The sequence below is a fragment of the Methylomonas rosea genome, assembly GCF_024505055.1.
Classification (GTDB): Bacteria; Pseudomonadota; Gammaproteobacteria; order Methylococcales; family Methylomonadaceae; genus Methylomonas; species Methylomonas rosea.
In genome coordinates, this window is the sequence record NZ_JANIBL010000009.1 from 23,175 (window position 1) to 47,031 (window position 23,857).

General features: G+C 54.0%; 20 protein-coding genes. 8 read left to right on the forward strand and 12 right to left on the reverse strand.

The features are described from left to right. The first annotated feature begins 4 nt into the window (after window positions 1-4). The 5 genes from NP589_RS04330 to NP589_RS04350 all read left to right on the forward strand — a co-directional run bounded on the left by NP589_RS04330 (window position 5) and on the right by NP589_RS04350 (window position 4,357). Complete coding sequence (locus NP589_RS04330; RefSeq protein ID WP_256605877.1) at window positions 5-859, forward strand: DUF58 domain-containing protein; 855 nt, start codon at window positions 5-7, stop codon at window positions 857-859. Further along, window positions 859-1,776, forward strand: a complete 918-nt coding sequence (locus NP589_RS04335; RefSeq protein ID WP_256605878.1) for a nonribosomal peptide synthetase MxaA — start codon at window positions 859-861, stop codon at window positions 1,774-1,776. Before NP589_RS04330 ends, NP589_RS04335 begins: the two co-directional genes overlap by 1 nt. Then, on the forward strand, window positions 1,773-2,756 hold the full coding sequence (locus tag NP589_RS04340; protein ID WP_256605879.1) for a vWA domain-containing protein: 984 nt from the start codon (window positions 1,773-1,775) through the stop codon (window positions 2,754-2,756). The genes NP589_RS04335 and NP589_RS04340 overlap by 4 nt, the downstream gene beginning before the upstream one ends. Further along, window positions 2,753-3,316, forward strand: a complete 564-nt coding sequence (locus tag NP589_RS04345; protein WP_256605880.1) for an MxaK protein — start codon at window positions 2,753-2,755, stop codon at window positions 3,314-3,316. Before NP589_RS04340 ends, NP589_RS04345 begins: the two co-directional genes overlap by 4 nt. Window positions 3,317-3,424: 108 nt before the next feature. Further along, window positions 3,425-4,357 carry a vWA domain-containing protein gene (locus NP589_RS04350; RefSeq protein ID WP_256605881.1) on the forward strand — a complete coding sequence of 311 codons (933 nt, stop codon included), beginning with the start codon at window positions 3,425-3,427 and terminating at the stop codon, window positions 4,355-4,357. A 1-nt stretch (window position 4,358) separates the two neighbouring features. Here NP589_RS04350 and NP589_RS04355 read toward each other — a convergent pair whose 3' ends face one another. The 7 genes from NP589_RS04355 to NP589_RS04385 all read right to left on the reverse strand — a co-directional run bounded on the left by NP589_RS04355 (window position 4,359) and on the right by NP589_RS04385 (window position 15,147). Beyond that, window positions 4,359-5,531 carry an EAL domain-containing protein gene (locus NP589_RS04355; RefSeq protein ID WP_256605882.1) on the reverse strand — a complete coding sequence of 391 codons (1,173 nt, stop codon included), beginning with the start codon at window positions 5,529-5,531 and terminating at the stop codon, window positions 4,359-4,361. Between the two features lie 19 nt (window positions 5,532-5,550). Next, window positions 5,551-8,229, reverse strand: a complete 2,679-nt coding sequence (locus NP589_RS04360; protein ID WP_256605883.1) for a nitrate reductase — start codon at window positions 8,227-8,229, stop codon at window positions 5,551-5,553. Between the two features lie 12 nt (window positions 8,230-8,241). Beyond that, window positions 8,242-9,465, reverse strand: coding sequence for an NAD(P)/FAD-dependent oxidoreductase (locus NP589_RS04365; RefSeq protein ID WP_256605884.1), 1,224 nt, complete (start codon window positions 9,463-9,465; stop codon window positions 8,242-8,244). A gap of 77 nt (window positions 9,466-9,542) precedes the next feature. Further along, a complete protein-coding gene (locus NP589_RS04370; protein ID WP_256605885.1) occupies window positions 9,543-10,844 on the reverse strand; it encodes an alginate export family protein in 1,302 nt (433 codons plus the stop codon). Window positions 10,845-10,876: 32 nt separating this feature from the next. Continuing rightward, complete coding sequence (locus NP589_RS04375) at window positions 10,877-12,637, reverse strand: ABC transporter ATP-binding protein (protein ID WP_256605886.1); 1,761 nt, start codon at window positions 12,635-12,637, stop codon at window positions 10,877-10,879. Window positions 12,638-12,647: 10 nt separating this feature from the next. Further along, on the reverse strand, window positions 12,648-13,661 hold the full coding sequence (locus tag NP589_RS04380; protein ID WP_256605887.1) for an ABC transporter permease: 1,014 nt from the start codon (window positions 13,659-13,661) through the stop codon (window positions 12,648-12,650). A 91-nt stretch (window positions 13,662-13,752) separates the two neighbouring features. After that, window positions 13,753-15,147: a CmpA/NrtA family ABC transporter substrate-binding protein gene (locus tag NP589_RS04385; protein WP_256605888.1), complete on the reverse strand. Its 1,395-nt coding sequence runs from the start codon at window positions 15,145-15,147 to the stop codon at window positions 13,753-13,755. A 290-nt stretch (window positions 15,148-15,437) separates the two neighbouring features. On the opposite strand from NP589_RS04385, the gene NP589_RS04390 reads away from it, so the two are divergent. From NP589_RS04390 to NP589_RS04400, 3 genes are read left to right on the forward strand one after another with little or no spacing between them, the layout of a single operon-like run. Beyond that, window positions 15,438-15,725 (forward strand): hypothetical protein, encoded by a 288-nt coding sequence (locus tag NP589_RS04390; protein ID WP_256605889.1) that lies wholly within the window; start codon window positions 15,438-15,440, stop codon window positions 15,723-15,725. Next, window positions 15,722-16,111, forward strand: coding sequence for a hypothetical protein (locus NP589_RS04395; protein WP_256605890.1), 390 nt, complete (start codon window positions 15,722-15,724; stop codon window positions 16,109-16,111). The genes NP589_RS04390 and NP589_RS04395 overlap by 4 nt, the downstream gene beginning before the upstream one ends. Window positions 16,112-16,133: 22 nt before the next feature. Beyond that, window positions 16,134-16,265, forward strand: coding sequence for a hypothetical protein (locus NP589_RS04400; RefSeq protein WP_256605891.1), 132 nt, complete (start codon window positions 16,134-16,136; stop codon window positions 16,263-16,265). A gap of 278 nt (window positions 16,266-16,543) precedes the next feature. Here the strand turns inward: NP589_RS04400 and NP589_RS04405 are convergent, their stop codons facing one another. From NP589_RS04405 to NP589_RS04425, 5 genes are all read right to left on the reverse strand, one after another. Further along, window positions 16,544-17,197 (reverse strand): hypothetical protein, encoded by a 654-nt coding sequence (locus NP589_RS04405; RefSeq protein WP_256605892.1) that lies wholly within the window; start codon window positions 17,195-17,197, stop codon window positions 16,544-16,546. Between the two features lie 201 nt (window positions 17,198-17,398). After that, window positions 17,399-17,575, reverse strand: a complete 177-nt coding sequence (locus NP589_RS04410) for a hypothetical protein (protein ID WP_256605893.1) — start codon at window positions 17,573-17,575, stop codon at window positions 17,399-17,401. Between the two features lie 216 nt (window positions 17,576-17,791). Beyond that, the gene (locus NP589_RS04415; RefSeq protein ID WP_064008910.1) at window positions 17,792-18,772 is read right to left on the reverse strand and encodes a response regulator; all 981 of its coding nucleotides are present in this window, start codon (window positions 18,770-18,772) and stop codon (window positions 17,792-17,794) included. Next, window positions 18,769-22,464, reverse strand: coding sequence for a PAS domain S-box protein (locus NP589_RS04420; RefSeq protein ID WP_256605895.1), 3,696 nt, complete (start codon window positions 22,462-22,464; stop codon window positions 18,769-18,771). The genes NP589_RS04415 and NP589_RS04420 overlap by 4 nt, the downstream gene beginning before the upstream one ends. 441 nt (window positions 22,465-22,905) lie before the next feature. After that, window positions 22,906-23,844 (reverse strand): peptidoglycan-binding protein, encoded by a 939-nt coding sequence (locus tag NP589_RS04425; protein WP_256605896.1) that lies wholly within the window; start codon window positions 23,842-23,844, stop codon window positions 22,906-22,908. Window positions 23,845-23,857 lie beyond the last annotated feature (13 nt).

Below are 23,857 nucleotides of genomic sequence, written 5' to 3' on the forward strand. Positions count from 1 at the left end.
GACCATGTCGGCTCACACCCAACCCTTCCAATACCGACTGCCGCGTCCGGTAGTTGGCGTGTTTCCCGGCGCGCATCCCGGACAAATGGTCGGCAACGGCCAGTTGTTCAAGCGCCATGACACCTTGATCGCCCGCCCGGACCCCAGACGCATCGATTTGCGCGCCAGTTTGCTCGACCCGTTCGGCAATTATCAAGTGCGGGTGCAGCAGCAACACAGCGCGGTCGATGTGTTTTTGCTGGCTGATTTGTCGGCTTCCATGGGTTTCGTCGGCAACCACGACAAGCGCCGGGTGGTGGCCGATATGTTGTTGTCCATTGCCGCGTCGGCCTTGGAGTACGGCGATAATGTGGGCTTTATCGCTTGTAACCAGCAGGTTTTAACCGATTGTTATTTGCCTGCCGGTAAACATATGGGCCGAATTCAAGCCCTGGCCAAACGCCTGGAACAACTTGCGTCGCAGCCGGGGGCGACCGGTTTGTTGCAAGCCCAACGCTATTTGCCCAATCATCGGGCCTTGGTGTTTTTGGTCTCGGACTTTCATGTTCCGCTGCCGCAGTTACAGGCTGTTTTACAACGCTTGAGTCGACACGATGTGATCCCGCTGGTGTTGTGGGATCAAGCCGAATACAGCCGCTTGCCGAATTGGGGGCTGTTCCAAGTTCAGGACCTGGAAACCGGCAAGCGCCGCACCTTGTGGTTGCGTCCGAGCTTGAAGCGCAAGATAGAACAGGCTTTTGCCCAGCGCCATAGCCAATTGCAACATCATTTTCGGGCATTTGGCTGCGAGCCGTTGTTTATCGAAAACGGCTACCGTTCTGAACAGCTAGCACAATATTTTTTAAAGAGGGCAGGGTGATGCAGGCGTTGCAGCGGACTCGCATTTGTGTGGCATCGGCAATGGTGGTGATACTGTTGTCAGCCTGTTCCGGCACGTCCAACCAGGCGTTACGCGATTTTCAACTGCAAACGCCGCGTCCGTTCGGTTATGTGATCGGCGATACCATACGCCACCGCATCTTGATCCAAATTCGCTCGGGCATGGCGCTAGAACGCAGCAGCCTACCGGGGCAAGGCCGACTCAATCGCTGGTTACAACTCAACGAAGTCAGCGTCACGGAACAGGACGGCAGCGACGGTAAGAAATACCAAATCGATTTTCTGTATCAACAATTTTACGCGCCGCTGGAGGTGAAGGAACTGAGCATACCTGGTTTTATGTTGCGTTTTCAGCAACACGGGCAAACTCTGGAGCAGCCGGTCGCGCCCTGGCCGTTTACCGTGGCGCCGCTGCGGGAATTAGTGGTCAGGCAGGATCAGCACGGCGAATATATGCGCCCGGATCAAGCGCCAACCTTGCTGGACGACAAGGAAATTGTCCAACGCTTATTGATGGCCTTGACCGTGGCTACGGGCATCGCGGTACGGCTAGCCTGGCTCTATGGCTACTTGCCCGGATTGCCGCAACGTAGCGTGTTCAAGCGCGCGCAGCGCAAGTTGCAAAATCTTGGCCTACAACAACTGCCGCAAGCGCTCGGCGCGCTACACGCCGCGTTTAACGGTTTGCACGGTAAACCGGTGTTTTTGCATAAACTGGCCGAGTTTTATCAAAGCCACCCGGAATATCGCAGTGTCGCCGAGGAATTGGCCTGGTTTTTCGATTACTCCAACTGTTATTTTTTCGGTGACGCTTCGACAATGCCGCAAGAAAACGATCTGCAAAAAATTAAGACGCTGTGCCTGCATTGCCGGGAAATCGAGCGAGGCAGCCGATGAATCTGGGTTTGGAGTATCCCTGGGTCTTGGCGGGTTTATTGCTCTGTTTGTTGCCGATATTTAGGCTGGGAGCGGTTGCCAATCCCTATCCCTGGCAGGCTATCCTGCCGCCCGATCCTTTATCGCAAGCCATAAGCGGTTTGATTCGCTTGCTCGGCGTGCTGGCGATAGGCGGCTTAACCCTGGGTCTGGCCGGCGCGTATTTGCAAGAACAACAAGTCGAGCGCATCGGCCATGGTGCGCATATCGTCATGCTGTTGGATCGCAGTAACAGCATGGACAACACCTTCGCCGGCAAGGCGCCGGATGCTCAGGGCGAGGAATCCAAAGCCAATGCTGCTCGCCGCCTATTAAATCAGTTTGTCGATCACCGCCAGCATGATCTGATCGGTGTCGCCGAATACAGCACGTCGCCGCTATTCGTGCTGCCGCTCACCGAAAATAAAGCCGCCATTCATGCCGCGATAGACGCCACCGCCTTGCCGGCCTTGGCCTATACCAACGTCAGCAAGGGCTTGAGCATGGCTTTGGAGTTCTTCGATAGCCGGCCGGTGACCGGTTCGCGCATCGTGTTGTTGGTGTCGGACGGCGCGGCGGTGATCGATCCCGACAGCGAAGCCGCGTTGCGCGAGTTGTTCAAACAACGCCAAGTCAGTTTGTATTGGGTGTTTCTCCGCACCGCCAATAGCCCCGGTCTGTTCGAAATCCCGGACGATCCGCGCGACGACAATGCCCAGGCCATGCCGGAGCGTTATCTACATCTGTTTTTCAACAGTCTGCATATTCCCTACAAAGCCTACGAAGCCGAAACGCCCGGCGCGCTGCAACAGGCGGTAGACGACATCAACCGCCTGGAAAACCGGCCCTTGCATTATTTCGAACGGATTCCCAAACAGGATTTATCGACGCGCTGTTATGCCTTTGCGGCTGTCATGTTGCTGTTATTGCTGGGCGTGAAACTCTGCGAGGCCAGACCGTGATCCGCAAACTAAAACATTGGCTGCTATGGGCCACATTGGCGATAGCCTTATTGGTGACACTGACGCAATTGCTGCAACTGTATGGGCTTGCCGGTCAAAATCGGTTGATCGGCCAATTGCTGGCCGGCAAGGATGTTAGTGGCGACGATTTAGCGACTTCGGCCCCGGAAGTGCGCATGGCTAGGGCGGTATATTTAAGCCAACACCAGCGCTATGACGAAGCCTTGGCGACGCTGAACCTGTTATTGCAGCAATCCGGATCCGTGGCTCAGGCGCAAACCCGTTATAACCTAGGCAATCTGTATCTGCGGCAAGCCATGGAAAAAGCCCAGGCCGGCAATATCAACGAAGCGATGCCCCTGCTCGGTCTGGTCAAGCAAGCCTATCGAGAAGCCTTGACGTTGGACAGTGACTTCTGGGACGCCAAGTACAATTTGGAAGTGGCGATGCGGCTGTTGCCGGAGATGGACAGAATCACTAGCGGCGACGGGCAGGACGATCTGAATCAAAAGACCCAACTGTGGACCACCTTGCCGGGCTTCCCGCGTGGCTTGCCTTAACACCGTGGTAGGGTCGAATTTATTCGACCGAAGACTTCGACACAAGCCAACAGGCCGAATGAATTCGGCCCTACAAGCGCCATTCTCCCGGACCTACGAGCTCCCTAAATGACCATCACCCCCAATCTGAGGGATTACCGTTTCTGGCTGCTGGCGGCGGCGCTGCTGATCTTGTCGGCGGTGTTTTTCCATCCGCAAACCAGCGCGCAAGCGTCACTATATCGGCTGACATTCATTGTCGATATTACCCGCAGTATGAACACCGAGGATTACCAACTGGATCAGCAGCCGCTCGGCCGCTTGCAGTTTGTCAAACAGGCGCTGCGGCGGGAATTGCTGAAACTGCCTTGCGGGTCGCAAGTGGGCTTGGGCGTGTTCACCGAACGCCGTTCGACGCTGTTGTTCGAACCGATAGAAGTCTGCTCGGGTTTTGCCGAGATAGACGCGGCGATTGCGGCGCTGGACTGGCGCATGGCCTGGGCCGCCGATAGCCGCATCGCCAGCGGCTTATTAAGTACGCTGGAGATGTTGAAAGACAAAGACCAGACCCTGGTGTTTTTCAGCGACGGTCAGGAAGCGCCGCCGCCCAATCCGCGCTATAAGCTCGACCTGTCGGCAGTCAAGGATCAGGTAAAGGGAGTCATCGTCGGCGTCGGCGGCGAGCAACTGTCGCCTATCCCCAAGTTCGATGCTAAAGGCCAACGCCAGGGTTTTTATAAACCCGAAGATGTCCCACACCGCTCGTCCTTTGGCGAATCCGACTTGAATCCCGAAAAAATCCAGGGCTACAACGCCCGTAACGCGCCGTTCGGCAGCGACGCGGCGACCGGCGACGAACATATGAGCCGGCTGCACGAAAGCTATCTGCGCCAGCTGGCCGCCGAGAGCGGTTTGCAGTATCGGCGCTTGACCGATACCGACAGTCTCGATAATGCGCTGCAACAAGCCGAGTTCGCCAAGCCCGGTATACAAAATATCGATAGCAGTTGGCGATTTGCCGGCTTGGCTTTGCTGCTGTTGGCGGCCATCTACATCAGATAAATCAATCGCCGGCGACGGTGTCCACCAACAAAATCCGCTCGCTATCCAGGCGTAAAGACAGGGTTTTACAGAGCAAACTGGTCTCAAAATCCATGTAACGCTCAGACGTAACGATGCGGCCGCGATCATCGCAGTTTTCCAGCGCCAGCAATTGAAAGAAATACGGGCGCCAAGACCAGTTAAAGCCGATTTTGCGCGGATCGGTAAACCATTGGTTTTCCTTGAAATTAAAGTCCGGCGAAATCTGGTCGCCCTGGTTGTTGCACAGATAAAAACGAATCACGCCGCTATCGGTAAAGTTCCAGCTGACCAGTTCGTTCAGGTTGAAATCGTCCTGCAAGGTTTCGGCCAGCTTGTAAATCAGGGTTTTGGTGGTGTTGATGGCGCTGACTTTCTTTTGCACCTTGGCCAGAGTATTTTTCAAAAACTTACTGCGTAACGAAGCAATATGCTGTTCGTACAGCTCAGCCGGCTGAAAATCAGCTTCGGCTTTGGCAAACAAAAAACCCTGCATGAATTGCGCGCCGCAGTTCAAACTGAATAAAAACGCTTCGTCTGACTCTACGCCTTCGCAAATAATCCGGCAGCCGGTGCGTTTCCCCAAGCGCGAAATCATATGAATGATATCGCCGGCGATTCCACCCTTGGTCGCCAGCTTGAACAGCCGCATGTCGATTTTGATGATGTCGGGCTGAATGGCGATCACCCGTTCCAGCTGCGAGGAGCCGGCGCCGAAATCGCCGATAGCCACGCTCAAGCCGTGTTTGCGGTAGCGCTGCACGATTTGTTTTAACTTTTGCGGATCGACATGCGCGTTGGAAATTTCCACGATGATGCGCCGCCTGTCGATGTTCAGCTCGTCCAACATCCGTAGTGTGGGCAGGGTGCTCAACTGGCGCAGATTTTCTATCCAGGCCGCGGAAATATTCAGCGCCAGATAGCTTTGCGTATCGGCTAATGCCGAGAACTTTTCCAGGGCTTGCCACCGCACCTGCCTGTCCAGTTCTATACGGGTTTTGGCATCGACATCGGCCGAAGAGAATAGGGCGCCGGCGGAAACGACTTTGCCTTTGCCGTCGTATTGGCGGGCCAGGGCTTCGTAGCCGACGATTTTGCCGCTAGCCACCGAAATGATGGGTTGAAAGTATGGAAATAACTGTGTTTTAGCTTGCATCGTCCCTTGGGCTATCAATTTAACTGGGTTTGGGTAAAAACTCCTTCAGCTCCGCGACACAGGAACCGCAACCGCTGCCGGCGCTTAAACAGGCGCTGATGCCGGCGACGCTTTGGATTTGCTGGGCTTGCACCGCGTGTCTGATGGTTTTTTCGCCGACATTGAAACACGAACAGACGATTCGGCCAATATCGGCTTCACCTTTCGGCGGCTGGCCGCTCAGCAAACTCAAGCGCTCGGCTCTGCTTAGCTCTTTTTTTCCAAATAAACTGCCCAGCCAGCCCGGCTCCGGCAATTCGCAATCCGGGCCGATCAACAGGCAGGCTTGCAATTCGTGGTCCGGTAAATAAGCTGTGCGGTAATGGCCCGCTTGCTGATCGCTGTACTCCAGCCAGCAGTGGTCGTCTTCACGATGCTCGACGGCGGCGAGTAGATTGCGGCTCCATGCCCGCCAGTCTTTTCCGCGCTCGGTAGAAGCCAATTCGTAGCGAAAGTAGCGGTCGCCGCGCACGCTGACCTGATACTCGGCACCGGTGATTTGCAAGGGGCGACGCGACAAAATTGTGGCATACCATTGTGCCGGCCACGCTTTGATTTTCACCGGCGTTTGCTTGCTCTCCGGTTGCCCGGACTGCGGATCGACCACCGGATTGACCAGGGCGCCCATGCGGCCGTGACTGCTGAGTTGTGCGGTCCAGTGCATAGGCACGAACAGACTGCCCATTTGCTGACCGGAATTGAGCTCGACGCGCGCCAGCATACTGCCCCAAAGGCTTTGCACCTGCGCCAGACTGCGCGCGGCTAAACCTAAGCGTTCGGCATCGGCGGGGTGTATCTCCACGAAGGGTTCCGGGCGATGCGCGTTCAATTTGGCGGCAAGGCTGGTGCGGGTCATCGTGTGCCATTGGTCGCGCAAGCGGCCGGTATTCAGCGTAAACGGATAATCTGTATCCGGCGCATTCACCGGCGGACGCGGGATAATCGGGATGAAGCGGGCTTTACGATTGGCGGTGAAATATTGGCCGTCCGCGAACATTCTGGCCGTACCCGCGGTTTGCTGGTTTGTGACCGGCCACTGCACCGGTTGCAGTGCGTTATAGCTTGGCCCATCCAACTCGGCAAAGGCCGATAAATTGAAATCGCGTTGCTGATGCTCGGCATCGTTTTCGAAGGCCGACAGCGCGGCATGTTCGCGAAATACATCGGCACTGGATTGGTAATTAAAAGCGTCCTTAAACCCCATCCTTTGCCCGACTTGGCTGATGATCCACCAATCGTGTTTGGCCTCGCCGGATGCCGGAAATAAGGGACGTTGCCGGGAAATACGTCGTTCCAGATTAGTCACGGTGCCGTCTTTCTCGCTCCAGCCGGTGGCCGGCAACAGCACATGCGCCAGTTGGCTGGTATCGGTATTGGCGATGCAATCGGAAACCACCACCAGCTCGCAGTGCTGCAAGGCGCGTTTGACCTTGTCGGCATCCGGCATCGATACCACCGGATTAGTGGCCATGATCCACACCGCCTTGATTTGGCCGGCGGCGATGGCGTCGAACATGGCCACGGCTTTTAAGCCTTGTTTGTCGGCAATATTCGCGCTGCCCCAAAAACGGCCGACTCTATCGACGTGTTCCGGATTTTCCAGGTCCATGTGTGCGGCCAGTGTGTTCGCCAAACCGCCCACTTCCCGGCCACCCATCGCGTTGGGTTGGCCGGTGAAGGAAAAAGGCCCCATGCCGGGCTTGCCGATCCGGCCGGTAGCCAGGTGACAATTGATGATCGCATTGCATTTATCCGAGCCGGAGCTGGATTGATTGATGCCTTGCGAATAAACGGTGACGGTTTTTTCCGTGCTGGCAAACCAGTCGAACAGCGTGCTGACTGCTTCGGTAGTCAAGCCGCAGCCGGCGGCGACTTGTTCGATGCTGCCGGCGGTTGTCATCGCTTCGCTTAACGCCAGTTCGAAACCATCGGTATGCGTATCGACATAAGTTCGATCAATCCGGCTGTTTTGCTGTAAATAAGTCAGAATGCCGTTGAACAATAGCCCGTCCATGCCTGGCTTGACCGGCAGGTGTAAATCGGCAATGTCACAACTGGCGGTGGCGCGCGGATCGATCACCACGATTTTTAAATTCGGATTGTTTTCCTTGGCCTTGCGGATGCGCTGGAAGGCAATCGGATGGCACCAGGCGGCATTGGACCCGACCAGTAAAATCAATTCGGCCAGTTCCAGGTCTTCGTAATTGCAGGGCACGGTGTCGGCGCCGAAGGCCCGCTTGTATCCAACTACCGCCGACGACATGCACAAGCGGGAATTGGTGTCGATATTTGCAGTGCCGATGAAGCCTTTCATCAGCTTGTTGGCGACATAGTAATCCTCGGTCAGCAATTGGCCCGAGACATAAAATGCCACGGCTTCCGGTCCGTGTTGCGCGATAATTGCGTTAAAGCGTTCTGCGACATGGTTCAGCGCGCTATCCCAATTCACACGTTGGCCGTGGATGCTGGGGTACAGTAGGCGGTTTTCCAGAGACACGGTGTCGCCCAGCGTCGCGCCTTTTGAGCAAAGTTTGCCGAAATTGGCCGGGTGATTGCTGTCGCCCTTGATGCTGACACGGTGCGCCGAGCGGTCTTCAACCGTGGCTTCGATGCCGCAGCCGACGCCGCAATAAGGACAAGTGGTTTTGATGGTGTTCATGTGTCGATGAATTTAAGCCGCGCGTGCTAACGGGATTCGGCCGAACATCAAGCGGTCGCGGATCGCCGCAATCGGCGTGCTCTCTTTAACCAAATTCAGATACCAGGCGCTGTCGCTGGTGTCGCCGTATAAAATAACGCCGACGACGATGTCGCCGCGCAGCACGATTTTTTTATAGATGCCCAGCCCATGATCGATCAGCTGCAAAATCTGGCATTCGCTGTCGCCTTCGAAATCGCCTACCGAAAATAAGTCGATGCCGGTCACTTTCAACATCGTCGCGGATGACAAGGTTTTAAATTGGCTGTCGGCCTGGCCCGCCAGTTGTTGCGCGCAGACTTTGGCTTGTTCGTAGACCGGCGCGACCAAACCGAACAATTCGCCCCGGTGTTGCACGCATTCGCCGACTGAGAATATCGCCGGGTCGCTAGTGCGCATGCGGTCGTCCACTACGATGCCGTGCTGGCAATCCAGACCAATGCGTTTAGCCAGACTGATATTGGGCTTGATACCGGTGGACATAATCAGCATGTCGGCCGGTAAAACCTGGCCGTTACTCAGTTCTACCGCGCTGATATGCCGATCCCTGCTGTCTATGCGTTGGATAGTGGTGCCGAGATGAAACTGAATGCCTTTATCCGCCAATTGCCGCTGTAAAAACGCCGCAGCCTTGTGGTCCAATTGCCGGTTCAGCAAATGGTCGGCGCGATTGATCACGCTGACTTGCATACCGCGCTGCAATAAGCCGTTGGCGGCTTCGAGACCCAGTAAGCCGCCGCCCAGAATCACCGCATGGCGTTTGCTGGCGGCTTTTTTTATCATGGTCTCGACGTCGGCGATGTCTCTAAAGCCCAATACGCCCTCGACGTCACGGCCCGGTATATCCAGCATCAGCGGCAAGGAGCCGGTGGCGATCAACAGTTTGTCGTAAAACGCACAGGTGCCGTCGTGGGCAATCACGCAACGGCGTTCGCGATCTACATCGACAACCGCTTTGTCCGGTCCGCAATACAAGGTCACCCGATTTTTCAGATACCAGTCAAAATCGTGAATCATGATGTCGGCAACGCTTTTGGCGCCGAACAATACCGGCGTCAGCATGATCCGATTGTAATTGCCGTGCGGTTCGGCGCCGAACACGGTGATGTCGTAGCGGTCCGGCGCGGTTTGAATCAATTCGTCAACGGTGCGCATGCCGGCCATGCCGTTGCCTATCACTACCAGTTTGAGTTTCATGATGTTGTCGGTGGTTTTTGCGAAGATCGGTGGGAAATCAGACGCAAACTGTTCAAAACAGTTTGCGTCGCTGTTGCCTAGAAGCTGACGTTGCCTTGCATCCAAATCACTTGGGTGTCGGGGAACGCCGGGCTATCGCTATTAAAGTTCGCGTACTTGGCCAACAGTGAGTAGTGTTTGCCAAATTTCTTCACGGCCTGGAAATCCCATTCCTTACCGTATTCTATTTTGCCGGTATCGTCTTTAAAGTCGTGGTAGACGCCGGTAATGATCAAGCTGTCATTCATCGCTTTGTAGCTGGCGGTGGCGAATACGTCGCGGATACCATTAGCCGGCGTGGTTAGAAATAAATCGGCCCAACCCTGGAAAGCGTGATTGGTGCCCAACGGGGTTTGAAAAGCCTTGCCGGCGCCGTAGCCATTTAGCTGCTCCACGGCACCTGATACGGTCAGATTGTAAGCACTGGCCCCGGCCATCAGGTTTATGCGGTCAGCCTGATAGTGGTTGGGGTTGTCTCCGTAGTCCGATTGTTTGCTCCATTCGGCGGTGTAGATGGCGTTTACAGTGTCAAAAAACTGCGGCGATTTGCCGTCGAAGCGCAGACCGTAAGTTTGCGAGGAGTTAGCGTAGTTAGCGCGTTCGCGGTAATCCAGCCAATATCCGTAACCGATTAGGTTACCCCAGTCATTGATCTTGTAATTCAGATTTAAGAATGGAGCGTTTATTGAATGAGTTTCGCCGAATATGTTTTGGATGTGGTCGATATAGCCGACGTTTGCCGTCAGCCCGAACAAGGTCTGATTATTGTGGGTGATAAGAATCGAATCATAGGTCATTTCCATCTGCCGCCAGCCGACGTTGCCGATGAAGCGGTCGTCGTCCAGTTTGATGCGTTGCCGGCCGACTTTAATTAGGGTATCGGCAATCCCTTTGTAGCTTAACCAGAATTGATTAAGCTCGTTGCGCGACGGATCGGCAATCACGGCATAGTTACGGTCGCGGTTAGTGGTAGTGCCGCCGCGGTCGTAGTCGGCTTGTGCCGCATAGAGGCCTTCGTATTCCGCGTAACCTTGAAAATCATGGAAAACCGGGGTCAGGAAACCCAGCCGCAGACGCACAGTATTGGCGTTGGCGGTTTCCAGTGGTTGGCCGCCCAGGTTAGCGGGTTTGCGGGCTAAGGCGACGTTGGCGTCCTTATCCACATTCTCCCAGCGGTAGTTCAAATCCATTTTTACCGCGCCGTTGCTGCCGTAATGGTAGAAATTTAGCGCATCTTCCACCTCTTTGGTGATGTCGGCGGCGGCAGGCAGGCTGGCGAAGGTCAGCGATAATAGCGTTGCCGGCAACTTGCCGGATGGACGTTTGAGTTTTTGCGGCATAAGGCCCCCCTAGGGAAATAAGCGGTTTTAAATTAATGGGTGTGATCGCATTCGGACAGGAAGCTCAGCAGGCTTTCCCGGTATTTGTAGTAATCGGGATGCTCCAGCAGGGCTTTGCGGGTGCGCGGCCGGGGCAGGTCTATCTCCTGAATCTTGCCGATTTTGGCATGCGGGCCGTTGGTCATCATCACGACTCTGTCCGCCAGCAAAATTGCTTCGTCGACATCGTGCGTGACCACAATCGCGGTCACGTGGGTGCGTTCCCAGACTTCCATCAATACTTCCTGCAACTCCCAGCGTGTCAACGAATCCAGCATGCCGAACGGTTCGTCTAGCAACAGTAATTTGGGCGATAGGGCAAAGGCGCGGGCTATACCGACGCGTTGGCGCATGCCGTTGGACATGTCGGCGGCTTTTTTGAACATTGCGTCGGCCAGACCGACGCGAGTGAGATAATATTCAACGATGTCGTCGCGTTCATCTTGGCTGGCATGCGGATAGACTTTATCGACACCCAGCATCACGTTTTCGAAGGCGGTCAGCCAGGGAAACAGGCTGGGGGCTTGAAACACCACGCCGCGATCCGGGCCGGCGCCGTCGATTTCCCGGTTATCCAAGACAATGCCGCCTTCGGAAATCTCATTCAGACCTGCGGTCATCGACAACACCGTGGATTTACCGCAACCGGAGTGGCCGATAATGGAAATGAATTCGCCTTTCTTCATTTTCAAATCAAAGCCGTCTACCACTTTGACGGTGCTGTTGCCATCCGGAGTGGGGTAGATTTTCGACAGACCGGCAAATTCCAGGTAACGGGCTTTGCCCAGATCGCGGGCACTGGGTTTCAGTGCGGACGTATCCAATTTCCAATCGTTGCTGGTATTGGGACGTACATCCGGCAGTTTCAGTTTGTCGCCGGTGTCGGCTTGCGCTTTTTCCATGCCGATATTCATTAGATAGCGGGTGATTTCGGCGCGCAGGCGTTTAAATTCTTCGTTATGGTTCAGCGCGGTGCGGTCGCGCGGCCGTTCCAGATTGATCGTAAAGGCCGGGCCGAAGCTAGCGTCCGGACCGGGGTTGAGCGGAATCACCCGGTCGGCCATGTAAATGGCTTCGTCCACGTCGTTGGTAATCAGGATGACGGTCTTTTTATCCTGTTCCCAGATTTGCAGGATTTCATCTTGCAGATTGCCCCTGGTCAGTGCATCCAGGGCGCTTAGCGGTTCGTCCAGCAGCAAAATATCCGGATTGGCGGCCAGCGCGCGGGCCACGTTGACGCGTTGGCGCATGCCGCCGGACAGTTCGCCCGGCTTTTTGTCCATCGCCCGGCCCAGGTTCACCATTTTTACGTATTTCTCGGTGTGCGCGCGGCGTTGTTCCGGCGACCAGTCCTTGAAGATGGTATCCACCGCCAGCGCCACGTTTTGATAAACAGTCAACCAGGGCATCAAGGAATAGTTTTGAAATACCACGCCGCGATCCGGTCCGGGTTCGGTGATGGGCTGGCCCTGTTTTAATAGTTCGCCGCTATCGGCATGGATTAAACCGGCGATCATCGATACCAAGGTAGTTTTGCCGCTGCCGGAAAAACCGACGATGGCGATAAACTCGCCTTCGCGAATATCCAGATTAATGTCTCTCAGGATGGAGGTTTTATCTTTGCCTTCTCCGTAGGACTTAGAGACATTTTTTAACTCTACTAGCGGCTTATAGGCATCGTTGGCGGGAGCGGAAGACATGGCGGATTGTTTGTGCATGGAAAGTTCGATGATTTTTGCTTGGGCGGCGCTCATGACGGTATCCTCAGATTTTTTGGAACGAGAACAGGTTTTGTAAAGAGTGCATTACCCGGTCGAGAATGAAACCGATAATACCGATGGTAAATACCGCCACCATGATTCTGCTCAAGGAGTTGGAGCTGCCGTTCTGGAATTCGTCCCAGACGAATTTGCCTAAACCGGGGTTTTGCGCCAGCATCTCGGCAGCGATCAAGACCATCCAACCCACGCCCAAGGATAGGCGCATGCCGGTAAAGATATAAGGTAAAGCCGAGGGCAGAATGATGCGTTTGATTTGCGTGGCCCAATCCAGCCTTAGTACTTTGCCGACATTTACCAGGTCGCGGTCAATGGAGGACACGCCCACGGCGGTGTTGATCAGTGTTGGCCACAAGGAACATAAGGTCACGGTAATCGCCGAGGTGACGAAGGATTTGGCAAACCAGGAATCGTCGTCGGTAACATACATCGCACTCACCACCAGGGTGACGATGGGCAGCCAGGCCAGAGGCGATACCGGTTTGAAGATTTGGATCAGCGGATTGAACGCTGTATTCAGCACCGGACTCATTCCGCAAACGATGCCCAATGGCACGGCGATCAGCGTGGCGATGATAAAGCCGGCAAACACGGTACGCAGGCTGGTAAAAATTTGGTCCAGATAAGTCGGTTTGCCGGTGTAGGGGCGCGGCTTGATTTCGGCTTTGGGGTCTTCGGCCAGTTTTTCCTTATTGCGCAGTTCCTGACGTTGATAAAACTCGGCCATTTTGGTTTTTTCGGCATAGTGTTCGGTCACCAGGCCGCTCACTTCCGACCAGACCGCGACCGGACCGGGAATGGCGCCCAAGCTGGTATTGATGCGCGCGGCTGTTACACTCCAAAATCCCAGAAATAAGATGAAAGCGATGATGGGGACGCCCATGACCAGCCATAACTGGCGCATTTGTTGGGCAGGATTTTCACCGGCGGCTATTTTCACCAGGGGTACGAACCAGGTCAGGCCGGTGATGTTGAAGAATTTGATCAGTGTATTAGTCATGTCTTTACTCGCTTGTCTTAATGGTGTCGGTAAAAAAGATGCGTCCGTGCATCAACATACGATCCTTGTGTAGAGCACCCACCAGAGTTTCTTAGTCGACAATCTTGCCGCCGGAGACGGTTTGTTTGCCTTTCAAGCCAATCGGAAATTTGGCCAGATAATCGTTAGGTTTGTTGGCATCGAAGGGGATTTTGTCGATGAAAAAGTTTTGTGATGGCTTAATACCGGTATCGGCTGGAAAGTCTTCCGCTTTGGCTTTGCCTTCGGCGACCAATTCTTTCGCAGCAGCCAGATAGATGTCAGGGCGATAAACTTTTTTCGCGGTTTCCAGATACCAGTTGTCGGGTTTGTATTCGTTGATCATGCCCCAGCGGCGCAGCTGCGTTAGGTACCAGACCGCGCTGCTGTAAGAAGGGTAGCTGGCGCCGTGGCGGAAGAAGGTGTTGAAGTCGGGCAAGGCGCGTTTGTCGCCTTTTTCGTATTCAAAAGTACCGTTCATGCTGGCGGCCAATACATCGACATCTGCGCCTACATATTGTTTTTGCGAGAGCATTTCGATGGCTTCTTTACGATTTTTATTGTTTTCGGCGTCCAACCACATGGCGGCGCGAATCAAGGCTTTGGTGACAGCTAAGTGAGTATTGGGATACTTGTCTGCCCAGGCTTGGGTGACACCAAACACTTTTTCCGGGGTGTCTTTCCAGAGTTCTTCGTCCGTGATGACCGGCACGCCGATGCCTTTAAAGACGGCTTGTTGGTTCCAAGGCTCGCCCACGCAGTAGCCGTAAATAGTACCGGATTCCAATGTAGCCGGCATTTGCGGCGGCGGCGTTACAGCCAATAGTGCCTCGGCGTTGATTTGCCCGGACGTGTCTTGCGGCGGCGCGTAAAAACCGGGATTAATGCCGCCGGCGGCCAGCCAGTAACGCAGTTTCACGTTGTGGCTGCCGGGTGGAAAAGTCATGGCCATGTTGAACGGCTTGCCTTCCGCTTTAAACTTATCGACAACCGGTTTCAATGCATCCGCTTTAATCGGATGCACGGGCTTGCCGCCTTCCATGGCCACGTTGGCTTTCATTTGCTTCCAGATGTCGTTGGACACAGTAATGGCGTTGCCGTTAAAGCCCATGCTGAATGCAGAGACAATATCCGCCTTGGTGCCGTAGCCGGCGCTGTAACCCAAGGGTGCGGCTGCCAGCATGTGCGAGCCGTCCAGTTCGCCATTGATTACCCGGTCCATCACTACCTTCCAATTGGCTTGCGCCTCCAATTGGACGAACAGGCCTTCTTCCTCGAAAAAGCCTTTTTCAGCTGCCACCGCCAGCGGTGCCATGTCGGTCAGTTTAATAAAGCCGAATTTCAAGTCCTCTTTTTCCAGTTTGCCGGCGGCGTAACTGTGGTTGGAAAAGCCCAATACCGCCAGTGCGACGACCGAGCTTAGCGCGGCGGCTAGTGTCTTTGGGGTGAATATGCTGTTCTGTTTCATATCGTTTCCTGTCAATTGAGAAAAATTGGCCAAAAAAAAGGCGTCTATGTCCGACTTGCTTGCAAGCCGGACAGTAGACGCCTTTGTCTTTAGTGCTCAACAGTGAGCGGGGTTTTGGTTTACCACTCCTACACTGGAGTATTGCTTGTTACTTAGCAATGCTGATGCCAGTTTGATAATTTTTGTGATAGTTATTTATAAAAAACATTTATAAACAGTATGTTACGGCTATTTTTACTTGCACCTGTTTTTGGGGGACTTGGCGAGTGCATCTCGGCTAGGAAAAAAAGATGCACTCTATTGATTCGGAGGTGCTTTTTTTGCACATGCGTGGTGCATGGGGACTGGGGAGTTCTCTCGGCAGTGTGGTGAACGCCTTGGCTGTTGCCGGGAGTGCGCACATAGCCATTTTATGCGGCATAAATGCGCTGAAAAATCTCAATATGCCGATTGGCTGCACCATCAAGACAAACTTGTATAGCCCAAAGCGAATCATTCACGCCGGGTGCGAAACAGAGTACGATGCAGCGAGTTTTATGTTGACGGGTCAATCGAATTTACGCCGGGGCGGATTATGAAATACATCGTAAAACAAATTGCCGATGACTTTATCTTTGATGAAATGGAGCAGGCTAGGAAGCAGTTTGTCGAGGCGCTGAATTACACCATGGAAAGCGCCACGATTTTCTTCGATAAAAATCCTACCAACCCGCTGGATTTTTTTATTGCCTACGATTTTCAGCAAAAGCACGGCGACCCGGTGGTATACGGTTTCAATTTGCGGGATGAAATGATCCGGATTTTCAATTTGGACGACAACAAAACCCATTCGTCGCCATTGGCGTTGGCAATCAGCCAGCAGTTGAAAAAACTGGCTGAGGAACTTGAAGAACGTTACGACCCGGAACCGACCAAGACCATCGCCGAAACGCAAGAAAAAAAAAGACACGCAATATGCCAGTAGCATCAATCGGTCTTATCGCGATGTGCTTAGAGAAGCCATAGAAAAAGACCGGGCCGAGCAATTGCGGAAAACCGAGGCAGAGGCTTCCGCAACAGACGACGGCTACCAACGCCATACCATTTTATTGGGCAGCAAAAGCGCGGCCAAATCCTGAACTTAGCTAAGCCTATCGACGAAGTTATTCACTCCGCCCTTAAAGCCTCATTCCCGCGAAAGCGGAGTCTGTTAGGCCGAGCAGCGAATCCAATATAGCCGCTTGGCTCCTACGTTCGTGGGAGCGATGAAATTTAAGGGCCGAGTTAATAAAGTCGGCGGCTAAACATCCTGCTTGGATTCAAGACCGAATCGGCAGTTTGTAAACGGCTGAAAAACTCATTGCGGATGCGCCAATAGAGACGTACCCGCAGGATTAATGTCGGAATTGAAAGGTGTTTAAGCAAGCGTTTTGCGCTTTTGCATACCCAGTGCGCCCATCAAACCCGACAGGAATAGCCAAACCGCTGTGGGCACCGGCACCGCGTTTACTGTGTAACTATCCACGGTGAAACGAATTTGATCGTCGGCAAAATTAGCCAAACCGGGTACGTTAAAGTCCAACCAGCGCCAGTCGGGGCCGTTGATGGCGGATAAGGTAATAGCTGTCCAAGCATTTAAATCCGGCGGTGCGGTACCGTTCCACAATTGCCCGTCGGCATTGTCCTGTCTCAATCCGAATTGCATGTCGGGGTTCAGAAAGCCGTTCCAGTTGGTATTGGATGTACTTGCGCCGGTCACGGTAAAACCGTCGCCGGGTAAAGTGGCCAAGCCATTTTGTTGATCATCCTGTACCAACATGTTGACCGGAGACGACAGCGTTGCGCTAAAGCCGTTGCTGAAAGTATTTGCAAATTCAGTGACGACACCAGTGCCGACATCGTAAATGAAATAACCCGACATAGCGCTGCCGACCGCAACACCGTTTCCGGCCAATACGATCCCGATATCTGTGACCGAGCCGTTATAGTCGATACGAATTTCTTCGGCCTGGCTGGATAGCGGCAGCAAACCGGCGCTTGCCAGCAAAACATGGGCTAGTTTTGTTTTCATGATAACTCCTGAATAAAAAGTAGATTAGCTAAAGCCTTGTGGTACGGCCGGCTTTAAATGTTACCCACCTGTAGGTTGGTGGCTTGGTGGGTAACGACAATCTATCGGGAGTTGGCAAGACTGGCTGTGACAAATTCCACTGGCGGCGTGTGGACTTATCCTCATCTGAATGAGTGTTCGGAGTCCAATGATGTGTTGAACTTATACTGCCAACATCCAGCCGTTGGCATAAAAAACTTCAAACTCATTGAACATCACAAAGAATCTGCCGAATTTGATTTTGCCCGCCCCGGTTTCATTAAAGTCGGTTACGGTGCCGTCGCCATACCAATTACTGTGGATGACATCGCCGATTTGTATTTTTTCGTAGGTTTTCATAACACACCCCTTGTTATTTAATGACAAAGTTTAAGCAGCATAAAAAGTGCCAAAGCTGTTGAATTAAATTGGGTTTGTCCTATGTGGCCGCTAAGCCTTGTGGAATAAGGTGTGAGTGCTTAAAGGCCAATACTGGCAAAAACAGAAAGGCCGAATTCCCAGTTGAATCGTTACGGAAATTCGTCACCAATACGATATTTAGTAAATCCCGGGCGATTATTGGCCCCATGCCGCTTTCAAGCGCAGGATTTCCGGCATTATTTCCATAAACAAGGCCAGCAGGCGCGGATCGAAATGGCTGCCGGCCATGTTTTGCATGGATTTTAACGTCTCTTCCAGCGGCCACGGTTCTTTGTAGGGACGTTTCGTGGTCAACGCGTCGAACACATCGGCAATCGCCACTATTCTGGCCGACTCCGGAATCGCTTCGCCGGCCAAGCCCAAAGGGTAACCGCTGCCGTCCCATTTTTCGTGGTGATGACGAGCAATTTCCGCGGCCATTTTAAACACCGGATTGTCGCTTTTATTCAAGATGTCGTAGCCGATTTGCGAATGCGACTGCATGATGGGCCATTCCTCTTCGTTCAACGCCCGCGCCGCTTTCAGAATACCGTGCGGAATGCCGATTTTACCGGTGTCGTGCGTGGGGGAGGCCAATTCCATCATCGCCACTTGCGACGGCGACCAGCCGGCGGCGCGGGCCAGCGCCGCCGAATACGCAGCCATCCGCCAGATGTGGTCGCCAGTGTAAGGGTCATTATAGTGGCCCGCATCGCCTAGCATTTCGATGGCGGCGCGGGCAAGTTGGTCCAACTCGTCCACCCGTACCAGCGATAGATGAGTTTGCACCCGGCGCAGCACGATGGGGCCGGAGACCGGTTTTTGAATGTAATCGACCGCACCGACATCGAAACCGCGCGCCTCGTTTTCCATTTCTCCCATGGCGGTGACGAAAATTACCGGGATTTTCGCGGTCAGCGGATCGGCTTTTAAATGCGTACACACTTGGTAGCCATCCATGTTCGGCATCATGATGTCAAGCAGAATAATGTCCGGTTGATGCTCTTTGGCTGCCGCCAGGGCTTTTTCGCCGTTGATGGCAAACAGCAGTTGAAAGCGATCTTTGAGGATCTGCTGGAGTACCTTTAAATTATTCGGTTCGTCGTCTACCAGCAGCACTTTATAGCTGTCTTTCATTGGGGCACTTCCTTAAGCGTGATCGCTAATTTATCCAATAAGAGTTTAACTTGAGTTTTCGCGGCATCGAAATCGAAACTATCGACCTCGAAGCGGACGGCTTTCAGCTCTGTTTCGTCGAGAAACGCGCTAAGCTGCTGTAAAATCGGTTCGACGTGGTCAGGATTCAATGCGTCCAGCGCGGTGTTCAATTGCTGTAACAGACTGCCGACCTGCTCGGCATCGAAGACTATTGCTGCGACAGCTACCGGTTTAGTCGGCAGTTTTAGCCGGCGTATCGCTTGGGAGGCGGCGTTTAACGCAGCGTCCAGCGTTTCGATCAGTTGCACAATATTTTGCGGATCGCCGGTTTTGAATTGCGCGTCGATGTCAGTGGCCAGACTGGCTATGGTAGAGAGCGCCAGATTACCGGCCACGCCCTTTAAAGCATGGGCGATGCGCCTGACCGCTTCCGGATTTTCCGGATGTTCTTGCAGATTGCGCAGCAATTTGACGCCGTCCGCGCCATGTTGTTCGGCGAAGTTTAATAAGGCATCGGCGTAAATCAAGGGGTCCAGCCAGGTTGCCAAGCCTTTTTCGTAATCCGCGACGCTGGCCAAGGGAGTAAAGTCCACGGCAATTTTGGGCGGTTCGGCGATGCTGAGGCCGGTATTGGCGATACCGTGGCCTTTGGGTACCAGTCTTTCCATCTGCGTCAATAAATCGTCGACATCGATAGGTTTGCCGACAATCGTGTCTATGCCGGCGTCCAGCGACTCACGGCGTTCGTGGCTTAGTACGCTGGCGGTCAAAGCCAGAATCGGGATATGGCCGCAGGGTTTTTCCAGTTCGCGAATTTGCCGGGTAGCGGCGATGCCGTCCAGCACCGGCATTTGCAGGTCCATCAGGATCAGGTCGTAGTCGCCGCTGCGAAAGGCATCCACCGCTTCCTGGCCGTTTTTGACCCAACTGACTTGATGGCCCTGCTGCTCCAGGCGCAGGCGCGCCAGCGTGGCATTGGCTTCTATGTCTTCGGCCAGCAATACCTTAAACCGGCGCGGCGAAAAATAGGCCACGGTGTGCACGGAGCTAACATCGTACAGGCAGTTTTCCGCGCTGGCCGATTCGGGCATATGCACGGTGAAATGAAACACCGAGCCGACACCTGCCTGGCTTTCCACCCAGATCCGGCCACCCATCATTTCGACAATTTGTTTGCTGATGGTGGTGCCCAGGCCGGTGCCGCCGAAGCGGCGGCTGGTGGTGGCATCGGCTTGCGAGAACGATTCGAAGATGTGTTCGGTTTGTTCCGGGGTCATGCCGATGCCGGTGTCGCTGATGGCAAAATGCAACATTTCGACGCCTTCCGCTCGCGTGATGGTAACCCCAATGCTGCCGGTATCGGTGAACTTTACCGAATTGCCGACCAGATTCAAAATCACTTGCCGCAAGCGGTTCGGGTCGCCGACGAAATGGGTGGGCAAGCCGGCTTCTATTGCCAAATCGATGCGCAAGCCTTTTTCGGCGGCGCGTAAACCCATGATCTGCAATGCCTCTTGCACCGCAAACGGCAGATTGAAGCACACCGACTCCAACTCCACCTTACCGGCTTCGATTTTAGAAAAGTCCAAAATATCGTTGATCACGCTCAGCAGATGCCGACCGGAACTGAGGATGGTCTTTATGTGGCCGCGCGTATCGCCCGCCAGGTTTTGATCTTGCAAGGCCACTTCGGCAAAGCCGATGACGGTATTCATAGGTGTACGGATTTCGTGGCTCATATTGGCCAGGAAATTGGCCTTGGCTTTGGCGGCCGCTTCCGCTGCTTCCTTGGCTAGTCTCAGTTCCTGTTCGGCTTGTTTTTGCAGGCTAATGTCGGAAATAAAGCCGACAAACATATGCCGACCCTCCGAGATGATGCCGTGGCCCACAGCTAGATTGGCCGGAAAGCGGCTGCCGTCCTTGCGTTGGGCGATGACTTCCCGCTCGATACCGAGAATTTTGGCCTGATTGGTAGCCAAAAAATGCTGGATGTAACTGTCGTGCGCCGAGGCATCCGGCTCCGGCATCAGTAGCGAGACATTTTTGCCGACGATTTCGGCGCTGCTCCAGCCGAACAGTTTTTCGGCGGCGGGATTGAACATCCGAATCAGACCGTAGCTGTCGATGGAAATCACGCCGTTTACCGCGGTTTGCACGATGGCTTTGACTTCCGTGGTGGCCATCGCCACCAGTTCTTCCAGATGCTCGCGGTATTTCAGCAACTCGGCTTCCGCCGCTTTGCGTTCGGTGATGTCGGTGATGGAACCGACCATCCGCACCGGCTTGCCGTCGGCATCGCGCAATGCGTCCCCGCGATCCAACACCCAGCGATAGCTGCCGTCTTTATGCCGCAAGCGCAGCTCGGTGGTGTAGCGCTCGTTATGCTCCAGATGTTTGCGAAACGCTTCGCTGGCGCGCGGTTTGTCCTCCGGGTGAATCAATTCGAAGAAAATGGATTCCACATTGGGTAATTCACCGTCGGCATAACCCAAGATTTTGTTCCAGCGCGGCGATAGATAATATTCGTGATGCACAATGTCCCAATCCCAAATGCCGTCGTTAACGGCACGCTCGGCCAGCATATACCGTTCCTCGCTGGTGCGCAGGGCTTGGGTACGTTCGGCAATTTTTGCTTCCAGATTGTGCTGGGCGTCTGCCAGCGCGTCGGTCATATGATTGAAGGAACTGGCCAATTCGGCAATTTCGTCGAGACCGCTGACGTCGGCGCGTACCGACAAATCGCCGTCGCGGATGCGTCTGGCGGTGCCGGTCAGTCGCGAAATAGGCCTGACGATACGTCTGGACAAGATGCTGGCAATGATCGTCGTCAGTACCACAAATACTAGAACGGTAATCAACATTTGTTTTTCCAGCGTCTGAATCGGGGCCAGCGCCTCGGCCTGTTCTATATGCGCCATGATGCAGCCGCCGCCGGTTTCCGGGATATAGCGAAAGCCATGAATAACCGGCCGCTCCCGGTAATCGCTGTCCATCATTTCTGCGTTTTGCCGGGCCAGGCAGCTTTGCATCGGTTGCGCAGAGATCGGATGACTATTGCCTTGCCGGCTGGCATACCGCGACGTGGTAACGAAAAATCCGGTAGCATCGGCCAGAAACGATTCGCCGGATTTACCCAGATCGGGGTGGGCCGCAAAAATGCTTTGAATCAGGCTAACCGGATAGCTAACCAACAATTGCCAAGGCAGTTTGGCATCTTTGGCAAGCACATAAAAAAAACGTGGCTGTTCCGGCACAGGTTTGCTGAAATCGGCTAATTGTCCGGGTTGAAAATCTTTTAGATTGGTCAGAGTTACGGGTTGCTCGCCGACGCTGACCGTGCCGGAGGTGGCGTCGCGCCGGAAAAAAACCGCACCGGCAGCGCCTTCGGTGAGTAAGTAATCGTTTAAAAAATCGGTGGCGCAAGCGTGGTTTAATTGATCGGCAGCCACGCATTTCATTAACACTTCGGCCAGGAAGGCGTGAGCGCGGGTGTCGGCACGTTCCAGTACCAGTTTAAGTTGTTCGTGGCGGCTTTCCGCCACGCGGCCGACAATCTTAAATCGATCTGTGCGGATATTGTCGATGGCAAACCGATAGGCCATATAACCGACCGATAAAGTCGGCAACAGGATCAACAGCAACAGTAGAGCAATCAGGCGTTTTTGCAGCATGTTGGGCCTCAAGGTTGGCAAGAAGGTCAGCCGACGTTATGCCATGGATGGTGGCGATGCGGCAATACCTCACGTCAATCGACACCTTCATGCAGCTAAGATTCCTTGGCGCAGGGAATTGTCAAACGGTGGAGGGAGGGAAGTCTGCGAACCGAAGAGCCAATTGTGATTAACCCTAAGCTCAAACCTCTTTTCCCCAAGGTGGTTGTCGTAAAAGCCAACACAGAACCCTCTACCTTTGGGAGAGGGCAGGGTGAGGGTATGCAGATCAATGCTTTATATCCCCTCACCCCAACCCTCTCCCGCGAGGAGAGGGAGATTTTACGACTGCCGATGCAGGTGGGAGACCTGTTGCCTGGATTCGCTCGGTGGTCTACCGGCGCTCACTTTGGTGGAAATGACAGCTTCAGGGAGTCTAAGAGTCAGGTGAAGCAGTCAAACTTATTTGCGTAAAGCATTAAAAAAACTACACTCGGGCGCGCCGCCGTTGTTCTCGAAAAACACAAAACAATCGTTAAACCATTTGACAAAGCGGTCGGCGTGTTCGGCGCTGCCGATCGGATATTGGCGCATTTTCCAGCGATTGCGGGCCGAGTCGTTACGATAGATGCCGCCGGCGTTGTAAGCGCATGCCACTTTCGGTGGATCGAAATGGGTTTGTTTCCATTGCCCGGCGATGTAGGCGGTGCCGGCCTGAATCGAATTGCTGGGGATTAATAACCAGGCTTTGTCGATGTCGTCTTTATTCAAGGCCGCCCGTGCGGTTGAAATTAAAGTTTGCATCAAGCCCGGCGAGATCCTATGCGGCGTGCGCACTTCGTCGATAAAGCCGGGTTCTTCGCGTACCGCGTTTTGATTGCCGGACGACTCGGTACAGATGGTGGCGATGATGAGTTCGACCGGCACATTCAGCTCTGTGGACCAATGCGTCAACGGGCTGTTGTACTGACTCCAGACTTTGGCAACTGTTTTCGGCTCACCGCCGCTACCTAATGGCGCAGTGTCGTTACCTATCAGTAAGCCGTTTGCGCTTAATTGCCAGGAGACACTGTCTTGATAGGCATGCCTGGCTTTTAATTTGTCGAGTAAATCTTGACCGATGATGGTACTGCCGGCGTCGTTGGCGGCGGGACGTTGGGTATTCGGGAAGCTGTCGTCCTGGAACAAACTACTCCAGGTTAACGGGCCAACGATGCCGTCGCTGTCCAAACCTCGACTGGATTGAAACGCCACGACAGCTGCGGAGGTTTTCGCACCGAATAGCCCGTCGGGCTGGCCGACACCGTTGATCTGCAAGCTTTTTAACCGCGTTTGTACTTCAAGAACATCGCGGCCGCGCAGCATAGGCAGTTGAAATTTAAGAGGGCGACTAAAGGCCATGTCCTGCTCCTAT

Excerpts from the sequence above, each read along its gene's own strand:
- NP589_RS04375 (WP_256605886.1), bottom strand. The coding sequence starts at position 12,637 with ATGAGCGCCGCCCAAGCAAAAATCATCGAACTTTCCATGCACAAACAA.
- NP589_RS04415 (WP_064008910.1), bottom strand. The coding sequence starts at position 18,772 with ATGAAAGACAGCTATAAAGTGCTGCTGGTAGACGACGAACCGAATAAT.
- NP589_RS04405 (WP_256605892.1), bottom strand. The coding sequence starts at position 17,197 with ATGAAAACAAAACTAGCCCATGTTTTGCTGGCAAGCGCCGGTTTGCTG.
- NP589_RS04420 (WP_256605895.1), bottom strand. The coding sequence starts at position 22,464 with ATGCTGCAAAAACGCCTGATTGCTCTACTGTTGCTGTTGATCCTGTTG.
- NP589_RS04380 (WP_256605887.1), bottom strand. The coding sequence starts at position 13,661 with ATGACTAATACACTGATCAAATTCTTCAACATCACCGGCCTGACCTGG.
- NP589_RS04370 (WP_256605885.1), bottom strand. The coding sequence starts at position 10,844 with ATGCCGCAAAAACTCAAACGTCCATCCGGCAAGTTGCCGGCAACGCTA.
- NP589_RS04395 (WP_256605890.1), top strand. The coding sequence starts at position 15,722 with ATGAAATACATCGTAAAACAAATTGCCGATGACTTTATCTTTGATGAA.
- NP589_RS04425 (WP_256605896.1), bottom strand. The coding sequence starts at position 23,844 with ATGGCCTTTAGTCGCCCTCTTAAATTTCAACTGCCTATGCTGCGCGGC.
- NP589_RS04355 (WP_256605882.1), bottom strand. The coding sequence starts at position 5,531 with ATGCAAGCTAAAACACAGTTATTTCCATACTTTCAACCCATCATTTCG.
- NP589_RS04410 (WP_256605893.1), bottom strand. The coding sequence starts at position 17,575 with ATGAAAACCTACGAAAAAATACAAATCGGCGATGTCATCCACAGTAAT.
- NP589_RS04385 (WP_256605888.1), bottom strand. The coding sequence starts at position 15,147 with ATGAAACAGAACAGCATATTCACCCCAAAGACACTAGCCGCCGCGCTA.
- NP589_RS04365 (WP_256605884.1), bottom strand. The coding sequence starts at position 9,465 with ATGAAACTCAAACTGGTAGTGATAGGCAACGGCATGGCCGGCATGCGC.
- NP589_RS04360 (WP_256605883.1), bottom strand. The coding sequence starts at position 8,229 with ATGAACACCATCAAAACCACTTGTCCTTATTGCGGCGTCGGCTGCGGC.
- NP589_RS04335 (WP_256605878.1), top strand. The coding sequence starts at position 859 with ATGCAGGCGTTGCAGCGGACTCGCATTTGTGTGGCATCGGCAATGGTG.
- NP589_RS04390 (WP_256605889.1), top strand. The coding sequence starts at position 15,438 with ATGCACTCTATTGATTCGGAGGTGCTTTTTTTGCACATGCGTGGTGCA.
- NP589_RS04350 (WP_256605881.1), top strand. The coding sequence starts at position 3,425 with ATGACCATCACCCCCAATCTGAGGGATTACCGTTTCTGGCTGCTGGCG.
- NP589_RS04340 (WP_256605879.1), top strand. The coding sequence starts at position 1,773 with ATGAATCTGGGTTTGGAGTATCCCTGGGTCTTGGCGGGTTTATTGCTC.
- NP589_RS04330 (WP_256605877.1), top strand. The coding sequence starts at position 5 with ATGTCGGCTCACACCCAACCCTTCCAATACCGACTGCCGCGTCCGGTA.